Genomic DNA, 16,831 nt, shown 5'->3' with positions numbered 1-16,831 from the left:
GCGGGCGCGCCGGTCGGGATATTCACGAAAGGTCGCCGGGCAGCAGCGCGGCGGGGAGGTTCTGATAGCAGACCGGCCGCAGGAACCGGCGGATGGCCAGGGTGCCGACGGAGGTGGCGCCGAAGTTGGTGGAGGCCGGGTAAGGCCCGCCATGCACCATGGCGTCGCAGACCTCGACCCCGGTGGGGTAGCCATTGGCGAGCACGCGGCCCGCCATGCGTTCCAGCACCGGCATCAGGGCCTGCGCCTGCGCGGTATCGCCTTCGTCCATCATCAGCGTGGTGGTCAGCTGTCCGGGGAAGTTGCGGGCGACGGCCTGCAGTTCGTCGGCGTCCTTCACCACGACGGCGACGCCGAGGGGGCCGAAGACCTCCTCCCCCAATTCGGCATTGGCCAGCCAGTCGGCGCCGGTGGTGCGCAGGACCACGGGGGCAGCCTGCCGCAGGTCGCAGGTGGAGGTCATGACCTCTGCCACGCCCTGCTGCGCGGCGAGGGTGGCGGCGCCCTTGCGGAAGGCCTCTGCGATGCCGTCGGTCAGCATGGTCTGGGGGGCCGTGGCCTCCAGCGCCTGCTTCGCCGTGGCGAGGAAGGTTTCGGCATCGGGCCCTTCGGTCAGGACCACCACGCCGGGGTTGGTGCAGAACTGCCCTGCCCCCATGGTGAGCGACCCGGCCCAGCCCTTGGCCATGTCGGCCGCGCGGGCGGACAGGGCGGCGGGCAGGAAGAACATCGGGTTCACCGAGCCCAGTTCGCCGAAGAAGGGGATCGGTTCGGGACGCGCGGCGCAGAGATCGAAGAGCGCCTTGCCGCCCCGAAGCGAGCCGGTGAAGCCCACGGCCTTGATCAGCGGGTGCTGCACCAGGGCGCCGCCGACCTCGTAGGCGCCGCCGTGGATCAGGGAGAAGGTGCCGGGATGCTGGCCGGTCTTCTCGATCGCGGCATGGATGGCTTCGGCCACGATCTGCGCGGTGCCGGGGTGGGCTTCGTGGCCCTTCACGACGACGGGGCAGCCGGCGGCGAGCGCGGAGGCGGTGTCGCCCCCTGCCGTCGAAAACGCCAGCGGGAAGTTGGAGGCGCCGAAGACGGCAACGGGGCCGATGGGGCGCTGCACCATGCGCAGGTCCGGGCGCGGCATGGCGCGCTCCGGCAGGGCCGGATCGTGGCGGATATCGAGGTAATCGCCCTTCAGGATGTGATCGGCGAACATGCGCAGCTGGCCGGTGGTGCGGCCACGTTCCCCTTCGAGCCGCCCGGCGGGAAGGCCGGTTTCGGCGGTGCCGATGGCGGTGATCTCCGCCCCGCGGGCCTCGATCTCGTCTGCGATCGCATTGAGGAAGGCGGCACGACTGTCGCGGGAGGAATAGCCGTAGGTCCAGAAGGCCTCTTCGGCGGCCTTCACCGCCTCGTCCACCAGGGCGGCGGTGCCCTTGGCCACGGTCATCGGCGTGCCGGTGGCGGGGCTGGAGGTGAAGGTGTCGGCGGAGCCGGTCCAGCGGCCCGCGATCAGGTGTTTGCCTTGGGTATCATCAAGCATCGTCTGTCTCCTCGTAGAGCGGGAGGGCGGTGAACTTGCCACCCTGGTAGAGGTGAAGGGGGTCGGTCGGATCGGGGTTGGGCGTGGCTTCGGCGACCTGCAGCGCGTAGTCTTCGGCATTGTCCTGCGGCGCCCAGCCGAGGTAGCTGGTCCGCCGGTTGTCCCAGAAGCTGCGGTCGTTGGCGGAGCAGCCGTAGACCACCGGGCAGCCCAGCACCGGCACGGTGAAGGCGGCGCGGCAGAAGGCCACGAAATCGCGGTAGCTGAGCCAGGTGGAGAGCATGCGGTGATCGGTCGGATGATCGAAGCAGGAGCCGATGCGCAGGATCGCCGTCTCGACCCCGAACTTGTCGTGGTAGAAGCTGGCCAGCGCCTCTCCGAAGACCTTGGAGACGCCATAGAGGCTGTCGGGGCGCGGCTGCGCCATCGCGTCGAGGGTTTCGGACTGCGGGTGGAAGCCCACGACATGGTTGGAGGAGGCGAAGAGGATGCGCGGCTTGCCGTTGGCGCGGGCGGCTTCATAGAGGTTGTAGAGGCCCAGGATATTGGCCTGCAGGATCGGCGCGAAGGGCCCTTCGACGGAATAGCCGCCGAGGTGGATCACCGCGTCGCAGCCCTGCATCGCGGTGGCGAGGGCCTGAGCGTCGTGCAGTTCGGCCACGGCGGAGACCTCATGCGGGGCGAGGTCGGTGATGGGGCGGCGGCCGGAGACGACGACGGTCTCGGCCAGGTCGGCCAGCAGCGGCCGGATGGCGGTGCCCATGGAGCCGGTGGCGCCGGTGAGCAGGAGTTTCTTGAGCGGTTTGGTCATGAGGCTGCCTCGGGGAGGTCGTCAGGAAGATCGGTGGTGGCGTGTTCGCCCAGCCAGGGGAAATCTGGGCCTGTCGGCAGCGTGTCGTCCCAAGGGGCCAGGAAGCGGTGCATGTCGTCGGCGCCTGTCTGCACGGGGCGGTAGCGCGGCGCCCAGTCGCCCGGGCGCAGCCCGCCCGAGGTGTCGTAGCCGGGGCCGGACCAGTCATCCCAGGGCGCGGCGCGGTTGATGTGGGTGCCCATGGCGCAGGAGAGCCAGAGGCATTTGCCGACCGAATAGAGGCTGGCGTCGGAGATGGTGCCGGTGGGCGGGTCGTAGCGGCTTTCCTGCCCCCGGGTGACGGCGAAGCCCGGCACGGGGGAGCGGCCATAGGGCGTGGCGCGGACGCCTTCGAACCATTGCCGGCCAAGGTTGGTGCGCCCCTCGCGGATGCGGGGGGAGCCGTCATGAGTCAGGCGGCAGCCGTGGAAGACGAAGCCCCAGGGCGTGAGGATATGGGTCGAGGGCGCGGTCAGCCAGCAATGGGCGCCGCGGGTGCCGAGGGCGCGGATGGTGCAGTCTTCGAACCAGGCGGTGGACTGGCCGAAGATGAAATCCACGTCGCCTTCGATGTCGCAAGCGAAGAGGAAGCTGCGGCAGGTCGACCGCTTGTCCGGGGATTGCAGGTAGAGCGTGTCCTGGAAGCCCTTCAGGTGGACATGGCCCAGCACCAGCCGGTCGGCCCCGGCGGAAAGGAGGGCCACGGCCTGATGCTGCCCGCGCGAGAAGCCCTGCGCCGTCATCGGCGTGCCGGTGGGCGTGGCCTCGGCCCGGTCGCAGCCGTAGCTGTTGCGGATCGTCAGGTTGAGGAGCTGCGTGTCATCGGATTCAACGCGGACGACGGAGGCATTGGCGGTGGAGAGCGTGTCGCGGGCGGCGATGCGGGTGAAGATCGCACGGGTTTCCGGACAGGCGGTGGCGAACTGGGCGCCGAAGCGGGTGGCATATTCGGTGCCGGGCATCTCTGCGTCGATGTCGTCGACCAGGAGGACATCGGCGGGGCTGCGGCCCAGCCCGGTGAGGGTGAAGCGCAGGGGGTGGCCCGCTACCTCCACCCGGGGGAGGTAGACGAGACCGGCATGCCGCCCGGGCGCGATGGCGATGCGGAGGGGGTCCCCGGTTCCCCGCGTGACCCGCGCCCGGGCTATGCCCGCCTCGACGGCGGATTGGACAGTGGGATGTGCGCCCGGCTGGCCGGGGGCCACGAGGAAATCGTAGCCGGGATCAGGCTGGACCGGCGCCGGATTCCAGGGATCGGCGCGCAGGGCGGTGACGGGTCCGGTGAGGCGCAGCACCTCGGCCCGCGTCACCTGCGCGGCCTGTTCGTCGGTCAGCCGGGGGCGGATGCCGGTGCGGCGCAGCGCCCAGTGGGTGTCGGCATCGACGCTCATGCCGTTTGCCGCGCCATCAGGTCGGCGGCGGCGGCCATCATCAGCGGCCCCACGCCCTTGGCATCATCCGAGACCCGCTTTTCGGAAACGTAATAGGCGGCGGAGCCGTCGCGGAAACGGCCTTCGAACCAGCCCAGCCCCGCGACCCAGCACATGTCGGTGAAGGAGGGTTTGCCATCAACCTGCCGCAGCGCATGGGCGGTCAGATCCGGCAGCAGGGCCGCGATATCGCCAGAGTAGAGCCCAAGCGCCCTGCCCCGGATCAGCGCATAGACGAACATCGCCGAGGCCGAGCTTTCGAGGTAGTTGCCCTCCAGCTCCGGCTGGTCGAGGACCTGCAGCCAGAGCCCTTCGGGCTGGCGGAAGCGGGCGATGTCCGAAAGGAGCTTGCGCGTGCGGGCTTCCAGCGGGGCAAAGCGGGCGGGGCCGACCAGATCGGCCACATCGACCAGCGCCATGGCGAGCCAGCCCAGGGACCGGGACCAGTGCGCGTGCGACATGCCGGTCACCGGATCGCACCAGGGCTGCATCTTCGCCTCGTCGATGGCGTGGGCGTAGAGGCCGGTTTCGGGCGTGGCCAGCATTGTCAGCGCGGTGTCGAGCTGGGTCAGGCTGTCGGTGACGTAAGCCTCCTGCCCCGTGGCGATGCCGTATTCGATCTGGAAACAGGGCCCCATGTAGAGACCGTCCAGCCAGACCTGCCAAGGGTAGCGCAGCTTGTGCCAGTAGACGCCGGATTTCGTGCGCGGATGGGTGTCGAGCTGGCGGATGAGGAGGTTTGCGGCCTCCATGTACTTCGCCTCGCCCGTCTTCGCGTGGAGCCAAAGGGCTGCGCGGCCCGACAGGATGTTGTCGATGTTGTAATCGGAGGGGTTGTAGCCCTGCAGGGCCGGGCCCGGCAGGATCTGGGCATCGACGCGGGGCTTGAGCGCGGCGAGCCAGCGGTCATCGCCCGTGGCATCGTGCTGCAGCGTCAGGCCCCGGTAGATGCAGCCGTCCTCGTAGCACCAGGCGCCGCCCTTGTAGGGCTGGTAGCCGGCGAGAAACTGGTCGAAATAACGCTCTAGCATGTGGGGATCCTGTCGTCTGTCGGTTCGGTCAGCGGCGCGACCTCTCCCGTCACCTGGGCGAAGTCGGACCAGAGGGGGAGGTTCGCCACGGCATCGACCCCGTCGGCCATCAGCGGCACCTCGGGCGTGGCGGTGGCGTCGAAGGAGACGCGGAAGCGGGTGAGGGTGACGCCGGTCACCGGCGCCTCGGGCAGGCCCAGCACGGCCACGGCGGCAATGCGGACGCCGGTGGCGGTGACATCGGTCAGCGAGATGTCATGGATATGCGGCGTGGTGTCGTCCACCGGGGCGGGGCTGCGCGACTGCACGGCGGCCGAACGGCCATCGGCATCGCAGTAATAGAAGGCGTTGATGGCCAGTGGCGTGCCCACCCCTTCCATCAGCACGTCCTTCAGGCGGACATGGGCGACCTCGCCCCCCCTGCCCCGGCGGGACTTGATGCGCAGCCCCCGGTCGGTGCCGATGAAGTGGCAGGCGTCGATGTCGACCTCGGTGATGGAGCCGGACATTTCGGAGCCCAGCACGACGCCGCCGTGGCCGCGTTCCATCAGGCAGTGGCGCACGGCGAGGCCCCGGGTGGGGGCGATGTGATCGACCTGCCCCGGCCCGCGCTTGCCGGCCTTCACCGCGATGCAGTCGTCCCCGACCGAGAAGCGGATGCCGGTCAGGGTGACGTCGGTGCAGCTTTCGGGGTTGAGGCCGTCGGTGTTGGGGCTGTCGGGCGGGTTCTGGATGGTGAGGCCCGCGCAGGTCAGGCCATCGATGCGGAAGGGGTGCACCGTCCAGCTGGGGGAATTGCGCACGGTGAGCCCCGAGAGCTGCACGTCGCGGCCATGGGCGAGGAAGAGCGCGCGGGGGCGGCGGGCGCCGTCGCGGGTTTCCTTGGGCCAGGACCACCAGTCGCCCCGGTCGCCGCCCGCATCCAGCGTGCCGCGCCCGGTGATTGTGAGCCCGTCGCAGCCGATGGCGGTGAGCGGCGCGGCGAAGGCGGCTTCGGGCAGGCCTTCCCAGGTGCCGGTGACGCGGCCCTGGTCATCATGGGCGGGCAGGATCGGCCAGCCCGCGCGGTCGTGATCGGCGTAAAGCGTGGCCCCTTCGGACAGCCAGAGCGTCATCCGGGGGCGCAGGAAGACGGGGCGGATGCGGTAGGTGCCAGGGGGCACGTGAAGGGTGCCGCCTTCGGGCAGGGCCGCAAGCGCGGCGGCGAAGGCGGGCGCATTGTCGGGCAGCCCCGGCGCGGCGCCGTGATCGGTCACGTCGACCAGGCCCGTGCAGGGCCCCGTGCGGAAGGCCAGTTCGGCACCGTCGCAGGCAAAGAGGTAGTCGGTATCGGGCGCCAGCCCTTCAAGGAAGACCGGCGCGCAGTCGGTCGTGCCGGCAAGGCTGATCCCGGGCCCGTCGCAGCGCCACGACAGGGGGCCGGCCAGGCGGAAGCGCGTGCCGGGCGGGGTGACCAGCAGGCAGGCGGTGCGCGCGGACACCGAAGCGAGGGAGAGAGGGGCAGTCATGGGCAGCGTCCGATGGAGCGGAGGGAGACCGGAGCCCGAAGGCTCCGGCCCGTTTCTGGTTTGATCCGGTCTGGTGTGATCGGGATCAGTCGAGGTCGTCGAGGAAGTCCTGGATGCCGTAGAGGATGTCATCCGCCGCGGTTTCGGCGTCGATCTCGCCGTAGGCGAAGAGTTCGAGGTTTTCCTCGATCGCGCCGCGCACGTCCTGGTCTTCCATGTAGGGGCTGATCGCCGGGCCGGTGGCGTCGAGCACCATTTCCTGCGCCTTGATCTGCATCGGCGGGAAGGCGTCGGCCGCGATCAGCTGTTCCCGGGCCGTGGTGGAGGCGGGAACGCCCCGGGCGGTGCCCATGGCGGCGATGCCTTCGGGTTCGTTCAGCATGCAGTTGATGATCTGCGCCGCCGCCTCCTTGTTGTCGGAATTGGCCGAGATCGCGAAGAGCATGGAGGCCTTGCGATAGATGCCTTCCGTCTTCTCGTCCGGCTGGTGCAGCATGCCGACGTAGTCGAGCTCCATCCCGTCGGCCAGCGGATCGCTGATCTTGAAGTATGTGGAATCCCACTGCAGCGTCCCGGCGATTTCGCCGCTGGCCCACTTGGGGTTTTCATGCAGCGGGATATTGCCCGCCGCTGCCACCTGCGGCCAGGGCTGGATCACGTGGTTTTCGACCATGGACTGATAGTAGGTCAGCCCCTCTGCCAGCTCCTCCTTCGACCAGGAGATCTCGTTGGTATCGGGATCGATGAAGGGCTTGCCCGTCTTCTGCGTCAGGTAGGCCTGAATGATCAGCGAGGCGTCGAGGCCGATGCCTTCGAAGGGATAGTAGCCCTCCCCCAGCTTCTCCTCGAAGACGGGGCCCGCGGCCATGAGCTCTTCCCAGGTGGTGGGCAGCGGCAGGCCGGCCTTTTCCCAGGTCGTCTTGTTGAAGACGAAGATCCGGCCCGTGGTCGACAGCGGCAGCCCGTTCAGCTTGCCGTCGCGGGTGCCCGCGGCCAGCTGATCGGAGGTCCAGTTCGACAGGTCGATGGTATCGGCGAAATCGTTGAGATCCGCGAACCCGTTGCCATCGCGCGAGAAGATCGGCAGCCAGGGCCAGTTGATCTGCATGATGTCCGCTTCGGTCCGGCCGGCGATCTGGGTCGCGACCTTTTCGAAGTGGCCGGTCCAGCCGGTGAATTCGGGCTGAATGGTATGACCGTACTTCGCACCGCAGACCTTGAGGGCCTCCTGGGTGGCGGCGTGGCGGCTGTCGCCGCCCCACCAGCTCATCCTCAGATCAGCGGCGTGACCCATGCCCGCAAGCATGGTCGTGGCAAGTACCGTGGCAGTGAACGTCTTCCTCATTGTGTCCTCCCTGAACAGACGTTGGCCTTGGTTACGACAGCGATACGTTGTCCCCGCTGTCGACGTCGAAAATGTGCATCAGGCGGCCGTCGGGCTTCAGCCCCACCTTGTCGCCGCGCTGAAGCTTCGGATCGAATTCGCCGGTGGGAATGACGGCCACGAAGGTCGCGCCATCCACGTCGGCATGCAGGTTCACCTCATGCCCCATGAATTCGAGATTGGAGATCGTGCCGGTGAAGGCACCTTCGGTCCCTGCGGGCACCAGTTTCAGGTGCTGGGGCCGCACGCCCATGGTCACCGGGCCATCCACGGTCGAAAGACGGTCGCCCAGCCCTTCGGTCACCGCGATCTGCTGCCCCCCGGCGCTGAGCACCGGCAGGCCGCCATCCCGGGTCAGCACGCATTTCACCAGGTTCATTTCGGGCATGCCGATGAAACCCGCGACGAAATCGTTGGCCGGCCGGTCGTAGAGCGTGGCCGGATCCGCCACCTGCATGATGTGACCGTCCTTCATGACGCAGATCCGGTCGCCCATGGTCATCGCCTCCACCTGGTCGTGGGTCACGTAGACCACGGTGGCGGGGCGACCTTCGGAGCGCAGGCGCTTGTGCAGGTCGGTGATCCTGACCCGCATCGAGGCGCGCAGCTTGGCATCCAGGTTCGACAGCGGTTCGTCGAAGAGGAAGACTTCCGGGTGCTTGATCAGCGCGCGCCCCAGGGCGACCCGCTGCGCCTGTCCGCCCGAAAGCTGCTTGGGCAGCCGTTCGAGGAGCTGCTCGATCTCCAGGATGCCGGAGACCTCCTCCGTCCGTTCCGTGATCTCCGCCTTGGGCTTGCGTTGCAGCTTCAGCCCGAAGGAGAGGTTCCGGCGCACCTTCATGTGCGGGTAGAGCGCGTAGTTCTGGAACACCATGGCGATGCCGCGCCGCCCCGGCACCAGGTCGTTGACGACCTGTTCGCCGATGCGGACCTCGCCGCCGGTGATCGTTTCCAGCCCCGCGATCATCCGCAGCGTGGTGGACTTGGCACAGCCCGAGGGGCCGACGAGGACCATGAACTCGCCCTCCTCCACATCCAGGTTGATGCCATGAACGGCCTTGAACCCGTTCCCGTAGGTCTTTTCGACCTTGCGCAGTTGCAACTCGGCCATCAGCCTTTCACCCCCCCTGTAGAGATGCCTTCGATGAAATATTTCTGTGCCAGGAAGAACACCGCCAGGCTTGGCGCGAGGGCCAGCACGGACATGGCGAGGATCTGGTTCCAGGCGAATGCCTCTGTCGTGTCGATGGAGAGCTTCAGCGCGAGGCTCACCGGGTACTTGTCGACCGAGGAGAGGTAGATCAGCGGACCGAGGAAGTCGTTCATGGTCCACATGAACTGGAACAGGCAGACCGAGATCAGCGCCGGCATCAGCATGGGCACGACGATGTGGATCAGGGTCTGGAACGTGCTGGCACCGTCGACGCGGGCCGCTTCCTCCATGTCGCGCGGGATGGCGCGCAGGAACTGGATCACCATGAAGACGAAGAACGCGTCACCCGCCAGTGCCGAGGGCACCCAGAGCGGCAGGAAGGAGTTCAGCCAGCCGAGGTCGCGAAACAGCAGGTACTGCGGGATGCGGGTGACCACATTGGGCAGCAGCAGCGTGGCGATGACCGAGGCGAAGAGGATCTTCTTGCCCGGGAATTCGAAGCGGGCAAAGCCGTAGGCCACCAGGGTGCAGGAAATCGCCGTGCCGATGGTCTTCGGGATGATGATCCAGAGCGAGTTCAGGAAGAACCGCCCGAAGGTATAGGGGGTCGAGGTCTTCCAGCCGTCGATATAGCCCTGCACCGTGGGGTTGGCGGGCCAGAACCCGGGGGAGGAGAACATCTCCGCGTTGGTCTTGAAGGAGGCGCCGATCAGCCAGATCAGCGGGTAGATCATGATCAGACCGATGACGGTCAGCATCGTGTAGCGCAGCGTGGCATTGATCCGGGCCTTGCGGCGCAGTTTCAGTTCCAGCTGGGTGGGCGGTTCCCGGTCGGCCTGGGGATGGCCGGTGATGTTGGAAAAGGCAGCCATCGTCTCAGCTCCGCTTGTCGCCTGCGTAGTAGACCCACTTCTTCGACGTCCAGAAGGCGATGAGCGTCAGCACCATGATGATGGCGAAGAGCACCCAGGCGATCGCGGAGGCATAGCCCATGTCGAAGGACTTGAACGCCTTGTCGTAGATGTAGAGGGGCAGCAGGTAGGTGGATTTCAGGGGCCCGCCCTGGGTGATGATGTAGGGTCCGTTGAATTCCTGGAACGCCTGCACCGTCTGCATGATCAGGTTGAAGAAGATCACCGGCGTGATCAGCGGCAGGGTGATGGACCGGAAGATCTGCCAGGGTCCCGCGCCGTCGATGGCCGCCGCTTCATAAAGCGACTTGTCGACCGACTGCAGCGCTGCGAGGAAGATCACCATGGCCGAGCCGAACTGCCAGCAGCGCAGCAGCGTGATGGTGAAAAGCGCGTTGGTGGGATCGCCGAACCAGTTGATCGGATCCATGCCCACGCCCGCCAGCATCATGTTCACCAGGCCGGTGTCCGCGAAGATGTAGCGCCACAGCACCGCGATGGCGACCGAGCCGCCCAGGATCGAGGGCACGTAATAGGCCGTGCGGAACAGGTTGATCGCCTTCAGCCGGTAGTTCAGCACCACCGCGATGAACAGCGCGAAGGCCAGTTTCAGCGGCACGGTCGAGAAGACGTAGATCAGCGTGACCTTGAGCGACTTGTCGAAGGTGCGGTCCCGGGTGAACAGCTTGTGATAATTGTCGAGCCCCACCCACTCCGGCTTCGACAGCAGATCGTAATCCGTGAAGCTGAGATAGAATGACGACACGAAGGGGAAGGCGATGAACAACACCAACCCGATGATGTAGGGCGCGACATACCACAGCCCCACCCATCTGCTTTCTCCTCCCATCAGGCCACCTCCTTGACCAGGTCGTTCGGGAGATGCCGGGCCGTGGCCCGGATCATCTCGGAAAACATCTGCCGCGCCTCGTTGGCGCCAAGCGGCGCGACCAGAGGATCGGTACGGAAAAGATCGAAAAGCCCGTCATGCGCGCCACTGGCCAGCGCGGAGAGCAGCGCGCTCTGCCGTTCGGCGTGGGCCGCGACGGTGGCGGCCAGCGGTTCGGGCAGACGGCCCGCCATCAGGGGCGTGACACCGAGGCCCGAGAAGAGCGCGTTGCTCTCCACGATGGCGCCTTCGGGCAGATTGGCGATCTGGCCGCGGTTGGGCAGGTTGACGTTGGAGACATGCTTTGCCCCGCCCATCAGCGCCACGATCTGCTCCACCAGCGCCTCGTCCGAGCGTTTGGGGGCGACCTGCCCCTGCCCCGCCAGCAGCGCCGCGCGCCGGGCGCGCTTGGCCGCGTTGTCCTTCATGCGGAACTCCACCGGGGTCAGGCCGAAGCCCCAGTCGCCGGGCTGCGCAAGATACTCTGCCGCCGGCATGAATTCGACCAGGTGCCGGTCGCCTGCGGCCGCGGCGATGCCGAAGCGGCGGGTCAGGTCGAACTTCACCCGGCTGCGGTCGTCGTAGTACTGCGCCCATTCGTCCGAAGGGTCCGGTTCCTGCGCGACCCAGCCCGGGCCCGCGAATTCCTCGGCGAAGGCGCGGTAGGCGGGCATCATGTCCCGCCCGGCCAGGGCGATCCGGTCGACGAAGGTGAAATGGTTGATGCCCAGCACGTTGACCTCGACATCGCGGTGCGACCAGAGCGCCTCTCCCGCCTCGCGGTTGGCCAGCCAGGCGACCTGCTTGCGCAGCTTGGTGACCTCGTGACACTCGCCCCAGGCGCGGATGCCGGGGAAGGCATGGAAAAGCGCGCCGGTCAGCACCGACATCGGGTTGGTCAGGTTGCAGACGTGGGCCTGGGGCGCGAAGGCGGCGATGGCCGCGCCGATCTCCAGCATCATCGGGACGGAGCGGAGCGCGCGGACGAAACCGCCCGGCCCCACCGTATCCCCGACCGACTGGACGATGCCGTAACGGCTTGGGATATTTACGTCTTCGGCCATGTCGGCAAAGCTGCCCGGCAGGATGGAGACGACCACCACATCGGCGCCGGTCAGCGCCTCCTCCAGGGTGGTACAGGTGGTGTAGCGGGCCGGGGTGCCGCGCGACACCTCGGCAAAGCGGGCGCCGAGACGGGCGTTTTCCTCTGCTGCCGCAACGTCGATGTCGTAAAGGCGCACCTCGGCGGCCAGGCTGGTATCGGCGGCAAGATCGGCCATCAGGCCAAGCGCCCAGTTGATCGAGCCCCCGCCGATATAGGCAATGCTGACGCCGAGATTCTTGGAACTGCTGTCCGTCATCGCTGCACAACCGGCCCCCGCACGGCGCCGCAGCGCCCTTGGGGACCCCTCCTCCACAAGTTGTCGGACTACTTGTATGACATCCCGCCCTGAGTAAGCAACAGTTAACTTTCGAGGGGGCCGAAATCCGCAATACATGAGGAATAATGCTGTATTATTAGGGGATACCGCGCTTCTGCGTCCGGGGCCAAATAGGGAATCCCGGTGGAATCGCACAGCCATGGCGCGATTTTCCGGCCGGAAACCCTGAACTTCACGCGAACTTGTACGACAGCATTTGAGGGGGAGTCGCGGCGCCGTCACAAGAATTTCGCAAAGCGTGAAAGAGCCTCTTGCGGAGTCCCGCGGCATTGTCTAGAAGCCGCTTCACACCAAGAGTGGCCCGTTCGTCTATCGGTTAGGACGCCAGGTTTTCAACCTGGAAAGAGGGGTTCGATTCCCCTACGGGCTGCCACTTTTCCCCGAACATCGTGACCTGCGCGTACGCTGATCCTGAACCAGCGATGAAGCCCGCGTGCGTTTCGGGATCCCCTCCATTTCCGCCGCAGCGCGGCGATTTCGCCCAAGCTGCTGAAAAGGCCTGTCTGTATCGCGTCGGTGCCACGTCGGTATCACGTCGGTACTGCAACGCGGCATTTCCGCCCCCGCCAAAGCGAAACGGGCGCGCCAGAAGGCCCGCCCGCCGGGCGGCGCAGGCCGCCCCGTTCATCTTTGCCGACCCGCGATCAGGCGGCGGCACAGCCCGCCAGAGCGGCGGTGTCATCCAGGATGATTTTCACCGGCACATGGGAGGCGGTATCCAGCGCCAACGGCCCGGCATAGGCCTTGCGGAAGGCATCGGCCCCGCCGTTCAGCAGAACCGCCCGCGCCACGCCGCCGGAGAAATGGATCCCCTGCCCCGGCAGGAAGGCCAGCAGCAGGTCCTGCGCCAGCATCGCCATCAGCTCGCCGTAGAAGGCCACCTGATCCTGGAACTGGGCATCGCCCGTCCCCATCAGCTCCGCCGGTTTCTCGGCACGGCCGGAGCAGAGGTGCCAGAGCTTTTCGAACCCGCGACCGGAGAAGAGATGTTCCACCGTCGGGAAGGCCGCGCCCGCGCCGGGGCTGCGCGCCTCGACGGCATCGCGGATGCGCCAGGCGAGCTGCACGTGGCCCATCTCTGCCTTGGGCACCACCGGCCCCTCGGGGCGGATCATGACGGGGCTGACGTTGAAGCCGGTGCCGATGCCCGCCACCAGCGCCTGATCCCCCCAGGGCGCGACCTCGGGCGTGACCAGCTGCAGGCCGTCCTCGGTCAGGGACGGCACGGAGTAGCCCAGTGCCTCCAGGTCGTTGATCAGCCGCGCCTCGGGGGCGAAATCGGCCATCAGGCGGTCGATGTGCAGATCCCAGTCGCGGTTGGTGAGCCGGGCATGATTGCCGGTCACCGGCCCCGCCACGGCGACGCAGACCCGGTCGAGCGCACCGGGGGCGGCATCGGCCATGTAGCGTTCCGCCGCCAGGTAGAAGGTCGGGAAGTCGTCGTTGCGGTAGGACCGGATCGTTTCTGCCAGGACCCGGGTCCCGTCGGCCAGAGCGAACCGCACGTTGGTTCCGCCCACATCAGCAACCAGTTTCATATGCCCCTCGCCGGTCTGGTATCGTCGGAGGTTGAATAGCCATTGTTAGCGGTAAAACCAATGGCCAGCCGCGCCGTCGGCGGAGAAATTCATGCAACCGACACGACAGGGCCCGCCCTGGACCTTCGGCAGCCTGAAAGCGCGGCAGGGCCCGCAAAGCACCGCCCCCATGGCTTCAACCCGCCGGAAATACTCCGGGGGGAGCCGCAGGCGGGGGGCGGAGCCCCCCTCCTCCTCCTCAGTTCAGCCGCTCGCCGCTTTCGGGGGCGAAGTAGCTGACCTTGGCCAGGTCGAAGGCCAGGTTCAGCGTGGCGCCGGGCCGGGCGGAGGTTTCCGCGTGCAGCCGCGCCGTCACCTGCTTGCCGCCAAGGTGGGAGACCACGTAGGTGTCCGCCCCCGCCGGTTCGACCATTTCCACCATGCAGGGCGCTTCCTGCACCTGGTCGCCGGAACGGTAGCCCGCCTCGGCGATATCCTCGGGCCTCAGGCCCAGGATGACATCGGCGGGCAGGTCCAGCGGGCGCGGATCGGCCAGCACCAGGGGTTCCGCCGCCGGGCGGGCGATCTCGATCCGGTGGCCGGGGCCGTCCTTCTTCACCTGCGCCGGGATCAGGTTCATCGCCGGGCTGCCCATGAAATCCGCCACGAAGAGGTTGGCGGGCTGGTTGTAGATCTCCGCCGGGGTGCCGACCTGCTGGATCACGCCGCCTTTCATGACGACGATCTTGGTGGCGAGGGTCATCGCCTCGATCTGGTCATGGGTCACGTAGACGATGGAGGCGCCGAGCGTCTGGTGCAGCTTCTTGATCTCGGTCCGCATCTCGACGCGCAGCTTGGCGTCGAGGTTCGACAGCGGTTCGTCGAAGAGGAAGAGCGCGGGATCGCGCACCAGGGCGCGGCCCATGGCGACCCGCTGCCGCTGCCCGCCCGAAAGCTGGCCCGGCTTGCGGTCCAGCAAGTGGTCGATCTGCAGCATCTCGGCCACTTCGGCGAGCTTGGCATTCTGCGTCGCCTGATCGACGCCGCGCACCTTCATGCCGAAGGTGATGTTCTTGGCCACCGACATGGTGGGGTAGAGAGCGTAGCTCTGGAACACCATGGCGATGTTGCGGTCCTTGGGGGAGACGCTGGTCATGTCCTGCCCGGCGATGGACAGGGTGCCGCCGGTGATCGGCTCCAGCCCCGCGATGCAGTTCAGCAGGGTGGACTTGCCGCAGCCCGAGGGGCCGACGAGGACGAGGAAATCGCCCGGTTCGATGGCGACGTTGATGTCCTTCAGGATCTCCGTCGCGCCGTAGGACTTGCGGAGGTTCTGGATGTCGAGGATCGGGGCCATGGGCTTATCCTTTGACCGAGCCGGCCGTCAGGCCGCGGATGAAATACTTGCCGGCGACGACATAGACGAGGAGCGTGGGCAGCGCCGCGAGGATCGCTGCGGCCATGTCCACGTTGTAGGCCTTCACGCCGGTGGTGGAGTTGACGATGTTGTTCAGCGCGACCGTCACCGGCTGGGTGCCGGGGCCGGAGAAGCTGACGCCGAAGAGGAAGTCGTTCCAGATCTGGGTGAACTGCCAGATGACCGAGACGACGACGATGGGCAGCGACAGCGGCAGGAAGATCGCGAAGAAGATGCGGAAGAAGCCCGCCCCGTCGATCTTGGCCGCGCGCACCAGTTCCTGCGGAATGGTGACGTAGTAGTTGCGGAAGAACAGCGTGGTGAAGCCGATGCCGTAGACGGTGTGCACCAGGATCAGCCCCGGGATGGTGCCCGCCAGGTGCAGGATGCCCAGCATCCGCGCCATGGGCAGCAGCACCACCTGGAAGGGGATGAAGCAACCGAAGAGCAGGCCCGAGAAGATCAGGTTCGCGCCGGGGAAACGCCATTGCGCGAAGACATAGCCGTTCAGCGCGCCGATCACGGTCGAGAGCGCCACGCCCGGGATGGCGATCATCAGCGAGTTCAGCAGGAAGGGTTTCAGCCCCTCGCACTGGATGCCGGCGCAGGCCGATCCCCAGGCGGTCTTCCAGGCGTCGAAGGTCACTTCGCGCGGCAGCGCCACCAGCGATCCGGTGCGGATTTCATCCAGCGATTTCAACGAGGTGGTGACCATGACGAAGAGCGGCATGAGGAACCACAGCGCGAAGAGGCCGAGGAAGATATAAAGCCCCCAGCGGAGCGCCATGCGCCCGATCAGCTGGCCGGAGGTGCGGGTGCCCGCGCGGGGCGAAACATAGGGCATGTCAGTCATGTTTGGCCCTCAGCTCGGAATAGAGGTAGGGGACCACGATGGCGAAGACGACGGCCATCATGACCATGGCGGAGCTTGCCGCCTGGCCCAGGTTCCCGCGGGAAAACGCCATGGCGTACATGTAGGTCGCAGGCAGGTCGGTGGCATAGCCGGGGCCGCCGCCGGTGAGCGCGATCACCAGGTCGAAGCTCTTGATCGCGAGGTGAGAGAGCACGATGAAGGCCGACAGGAAGACCGGCGCCATCGAGGGGATGATGATCGCGGTGTAGATCCGCCAATGCGGGATGCCGTCGACCTGGGCGGCCTTGATGATCTCGCCATCCACCGAGCGCAGGCCCGCGAGGAACAGCGCCATGACGAAGCCAGAGGACTGCCAGACGCCCGCCAGCACGACGGTGTAGATCGCCATGTCGGGGTTCACCAGCCAGTCGAAGCTGAAGTTCTCGAACCCCCAGCCGCGCACCATGGCTTCGAGCCCCAGGCCCGGGTTCAGGATCCATTTCCAGGCGGTGCCGGTGACGATCATCGAAAGCGCCATCGGGTAGAGGTAGATCGTGCGGATCGCCCCTTCGACGCGGATGTGCTGATCCAGCAGGATCGCCAGGATCAGGCCCAGCACCATCGAGATGACGATGAACAGGATGCCGTAGATCGCCAGGTTGGAAAGGGCGGTGTGCCAGCGCGGCGTGTCGAAGAGTTTGACGTATTGTCCGAAGCCCTCGAAATCGTAGCGCGGCATCAGCTTGGACTTGGTCAGGGAGACCCAGGCCGTCCAGGCGATGAAGCCGTAGACGAAAAGCAGGATGGCGACGAAGCTCGGGGCCAGGACCAGCTTCGGCACATGGGTTTCAAGCCATTTGGTCATGGAGGTTCCAGCGGTCGGGCGCGGCGGGGCCGCGCGAACGGAAGAAG

General features: G+C 66.9%; 14 protein-coding genes and 1 tRNA gene. 1 reads left to right on the top strand and 14 read right to left on the bottom strand.

Translation table 11 applies throughout. From position 1 onward, the window contains the following. Positions 1–22: 22 nt before the first annotated feature. The 10 genes from AC2IR1_RS07805 to AC2IR1_RS07760 form a co-directional block, all read right to left on the bottom strand. Positions 23–1,534: an aldehyde dehydrogenase (NADP(+)) gene (locus tag AC2IR1_RS07805; protein WP_486475719.1), complete on the bottom strand. Its 1,512-nt coding sequence runs from the start codon at positions 1,532–1,534 to the stop codon at positions 23–25. Beyond that, positions 1,527–2,345, bottom strand: coding sequence for an NAD-dependent epimerase/dehydratase family protein (locus tag AC2IR1_RS07800; RefSeq protein WP_486475718.1), 819 nt, complete (start codon positions 2,343–2,345; stop codon positions 1,527–1,529). The genes AC2IR1_RS07805 and AC2IR1_RS07800 overlap by 8 nt, the downstream gene beginning before the upstream one ends. After that, positions 2,342–3,775 (bottom strand): pectinesterase family protein, encoded by a 1,434-nt coding sequence (locus AC2IR1_RS07795; protein WP_486475717.1) that lies wholly within the window; start codon positions 3,773–3,775, stop codon positions 2,342–2,344. Before AC2IR1_RS07795 ends, AC2IR1_RS07800 begins: the two co-directional genes overlap by 4 nt. Then, entirely contained in the window at positions 3,772–4,845 is a 1,074-nt protein-coding gene (locus AC2IR1_RS07790; RefSeq protein ID WP_486475716.1) for a glycoside hydrolase family 88/105 protein, read from the bottom strand. The genes AC2IR1_RS07795 and AC2IR1_RS07790 overlap by 4 nt, the downstream gene beginning before the upstream one ends. Then, complete coding sequence (gene pglA, locus AC2IR1_RS07785; RefSeq protein ID WP_486475715.1) at positions 4,839–6,353, bottom strand: polygalacturonase PglA; 1,515 nt, start codon at positions 6,351–6,353, stop codon at positions 4,839–4,841. Before pglA ends, AC2IR1_RS07790 begins: the two co-directional genes overlap by 7 nt. An 85-nt stretch (positions 6,354–6,438) precedes the next feature. Beyond that, complete coding sequence (locus tag AC2IR1_RS07780) at positions 6,439–7,698, bottom strand: ABC transporter substrate-binding protein (protein WP_486475714.1); 1,260 nt, start codon at positions 7,696–7,698, stop codon at positions 6,439–6,441. 31 nt (positions 7,699–7,729) lie between these two features. Then, positions 7,730–8,848, bottom strand: coding sequence for an ABC transporter ATP-binding protein (locus AC2IR1_RS07775; RefSeq protein ID WP_486475713.1), 1,119 nt, complete (start codon positions 8,846–8,848; stop codon positions 7,730–7,732). Beyond that, complete coding sequence (locus AC2IR1_RS07770; protein WP_486475712.1) at positions 8,848–9,762, bottom strand: carbohydrate ABC transporter permease; 915 nt, start codon at positions 9,760–9,762, stop codon at positions 8,848–8,850. Before AC2IR1_RS07770 ends, AC2IR1_RS07775 begins: the two co-directional genes overlap by 1 nt. A 4-nt stretch (positions 9,763–9,766) precedes the next feature. After that, entirely contained in the window at positions 9,767–10,651 is an 885-nt protein-coding gene (locus tag AC2IR1_RS07765; protein WP_486475711.1) for a carbohydrate ABC transporter permease, read from the bottom strand. Further along, positions 10,651–12,051: a family 4 glycosyl hydrolase gene (locus AC2IR1_RS07760; protein WP_486475710.1), complete on the bottom strand. Its 1,401-nt coding sequence runs from the start codon at positions 12,049–12,051 to the stop codon at positions 10,651–10,653. Before AC2IR1_RS07760 ends, AC2IR1_RS07765 begins: the two co-directional genes overlap by 1 nt. 379 nt (positions 12,052–12,430) lie before the next feature. Here AC2IR1_RS07760 and AC2IR1_RS07755 point away from each other — a divergent pair. Further along, positions 12,431–12,505 (top strand) — tRNA-Glu (locus tag AC2IR1_RS07755). Positions 12,506–12,776: 271 nt separating this feature from the next. Here AC2IR1_RS07755 and AC2IR1_RS07750 read toward each other — a convergent pair. The 4 genes from AC2IR1_RS07750 to AC2IR1_RS07735 form a co-directional block, all read right to left on the bottom strand. Next, positions 12,777–13,670 carry a glucokinase gene (locus tag AC2IR1_RS07750; protein WP_486475709.1) on the bottom strand — a complete coding sequence of 298 codons (894 nt, stop codon included), beginning with the start codon at positions 13,668–13,670 and terminating at the stop codon, positions 12,777–12,779. A 238-nt stretch (positions 13,671–13,908) separates the two neighbouring features. Continuing rightward, positions 13,909–15,006: an ABC transporter ATP-binding protein gene (locus tag AC2IR1_RS07745; protein WP_486475708.1), complete on the bottom strand. Its 1,098-nt coding sequence runs from the start codon at positions 15,004–15,006 to the stop codon at positions 13,909–13,911. A gap of 4 nt (positions 15,007–15,010) precedes the next feature. Then, on the bottom strand, positions 15,011–15,919 hold the full coding sequence (locus AC2IR1_RS07740) for a carbohydrate ABC transporter permease (RefSeq protein ID WP_486475707.1): 909 nt from the start codon (positions 15,917–15,919) through the stop codon (positions 15,011–15,013). Continuing rightward, a complete protein-coding gene (locus AC2IR1_RS07735; RefSeq protein WP_486475706.1) occupies positions 15,912–16,784 on the bottom strand; it encodes a carbohydrate ABC transporter permease in 873 nt (290 codons plus the stop codon). The genes AC2IR1_RS07740 and AC2IR1_RS07735 overlap by 8 nt, the downstream gene beginning before the upstream one ends. Positions 16,785–16,831: the final 47 nt, after the last annotated feature.

This window comes from Pseudooceanicola sp. NS-SX8 (genome assembly GCF_057380755.1).
The sequence above is the reverse complement of the archived record's forward strand: the minus strand, read 5'-3'. Positions and strand labels throughout refer to the sequence as shown.

Coding starts and splice junctions, on each gene's coding strand:
- AC2IR1_RS07740 (WP_486475707.1), bottom strand. CDS start 15,919: ATGACTGACATGCCCTATGTTTCGCCCCGCGCGGGCACCCGCACCTCC.
- AC2IR1_RS07770 (WP_486475712.1), bottom strand. CDS start 9,762: ATGGCTGCCTTTTCCAACATCACCGGCCATCCCCAGGCCGACCGGGAA.
- AC2IR1_RS07775 (WP_486475713.1), bottom strand. CDS start 8,848: ATGGCCGAGTTGCAACTGCGCAAGGTCGAAAAGACCTACGGGAACGGG.
- AC2IR1_RS07765 (WP_486475711.1), bottom strand. CDS start 10,651: ATGGGAGGAGAAAGCAGATGGGTGGGGCTGTGGTATGTCGCGCCCTAC.
- AC2IR1_RS07745 (WP_486475708.1), bottom strand. CDS start 15,006: ATGGCCCCGATCCTCGACATCCAGAACCTCCGCAAGTCCTACGGCGCG.
- AC2IR1_RS07800 (WP_486475718.1), bottom strand. CDS start 2,345: ATGACCAAACCGCTCAAGAAACTCCTGCTCACCGGCGCCACCGGCTCC.
- AC2IR1_RS07735 (WP_486475706.1), bottom strand. CDS start 16,784: ATGACCAAATGGCTTGAAACCCATGTGCCGAAGCTGGTCCTGGCCCCG.
- AC2IR1_RS07780 (WP_486475714.1), bottom strand. CDS start 7,698: ATGAGGAAGACGTTCACTGCCACGGTACTTGCCACGACCATGCTTGCG.
- AC2IR1_RS07790 (WP_486475716.1), bottom strand. CDS start 4,845: ATGCTAGAGCGTTATTTCGACCAGTTTCTCGCCGGCTACCAGCCCTAC.
- pglA (WP_486475715.1), bottom strand. CDS start 6,353: ATGACTGCCCCTCTCTCCCTCGCTTCGGTGTCCGCGCGCACCGCCTGC.
- AC2IR1_RS07750 (WP_486475709.1), bottom strand. CDS start 13,670: ATGAAACTGGTTGCTGATGTGGGCGGAACCAACGTGCGGTTCGCTCTG.
- AC2IR1_RS07760 (WP_486475710.1), bottom strand. CDS start 12,051: ATGACGGACAGCAGTTCCAAGAATCTCGGCGTCAGCATTGCCTATATC.
- AC2IR1_RS07795 (WP_486475717.1), bottom strand. CDS start 3,775: ATGAGCGTCGATGCCGACACCCACTGGGCGCTGCGCCGCACCGGCATC.
- AC2IR1_RS07805 (WP_486475719.1), bottom strand. CDS start 1,534: ATGCTTGATGATACCCAAGGCAAACACCTGATCGCGGGCCGCTGGACC.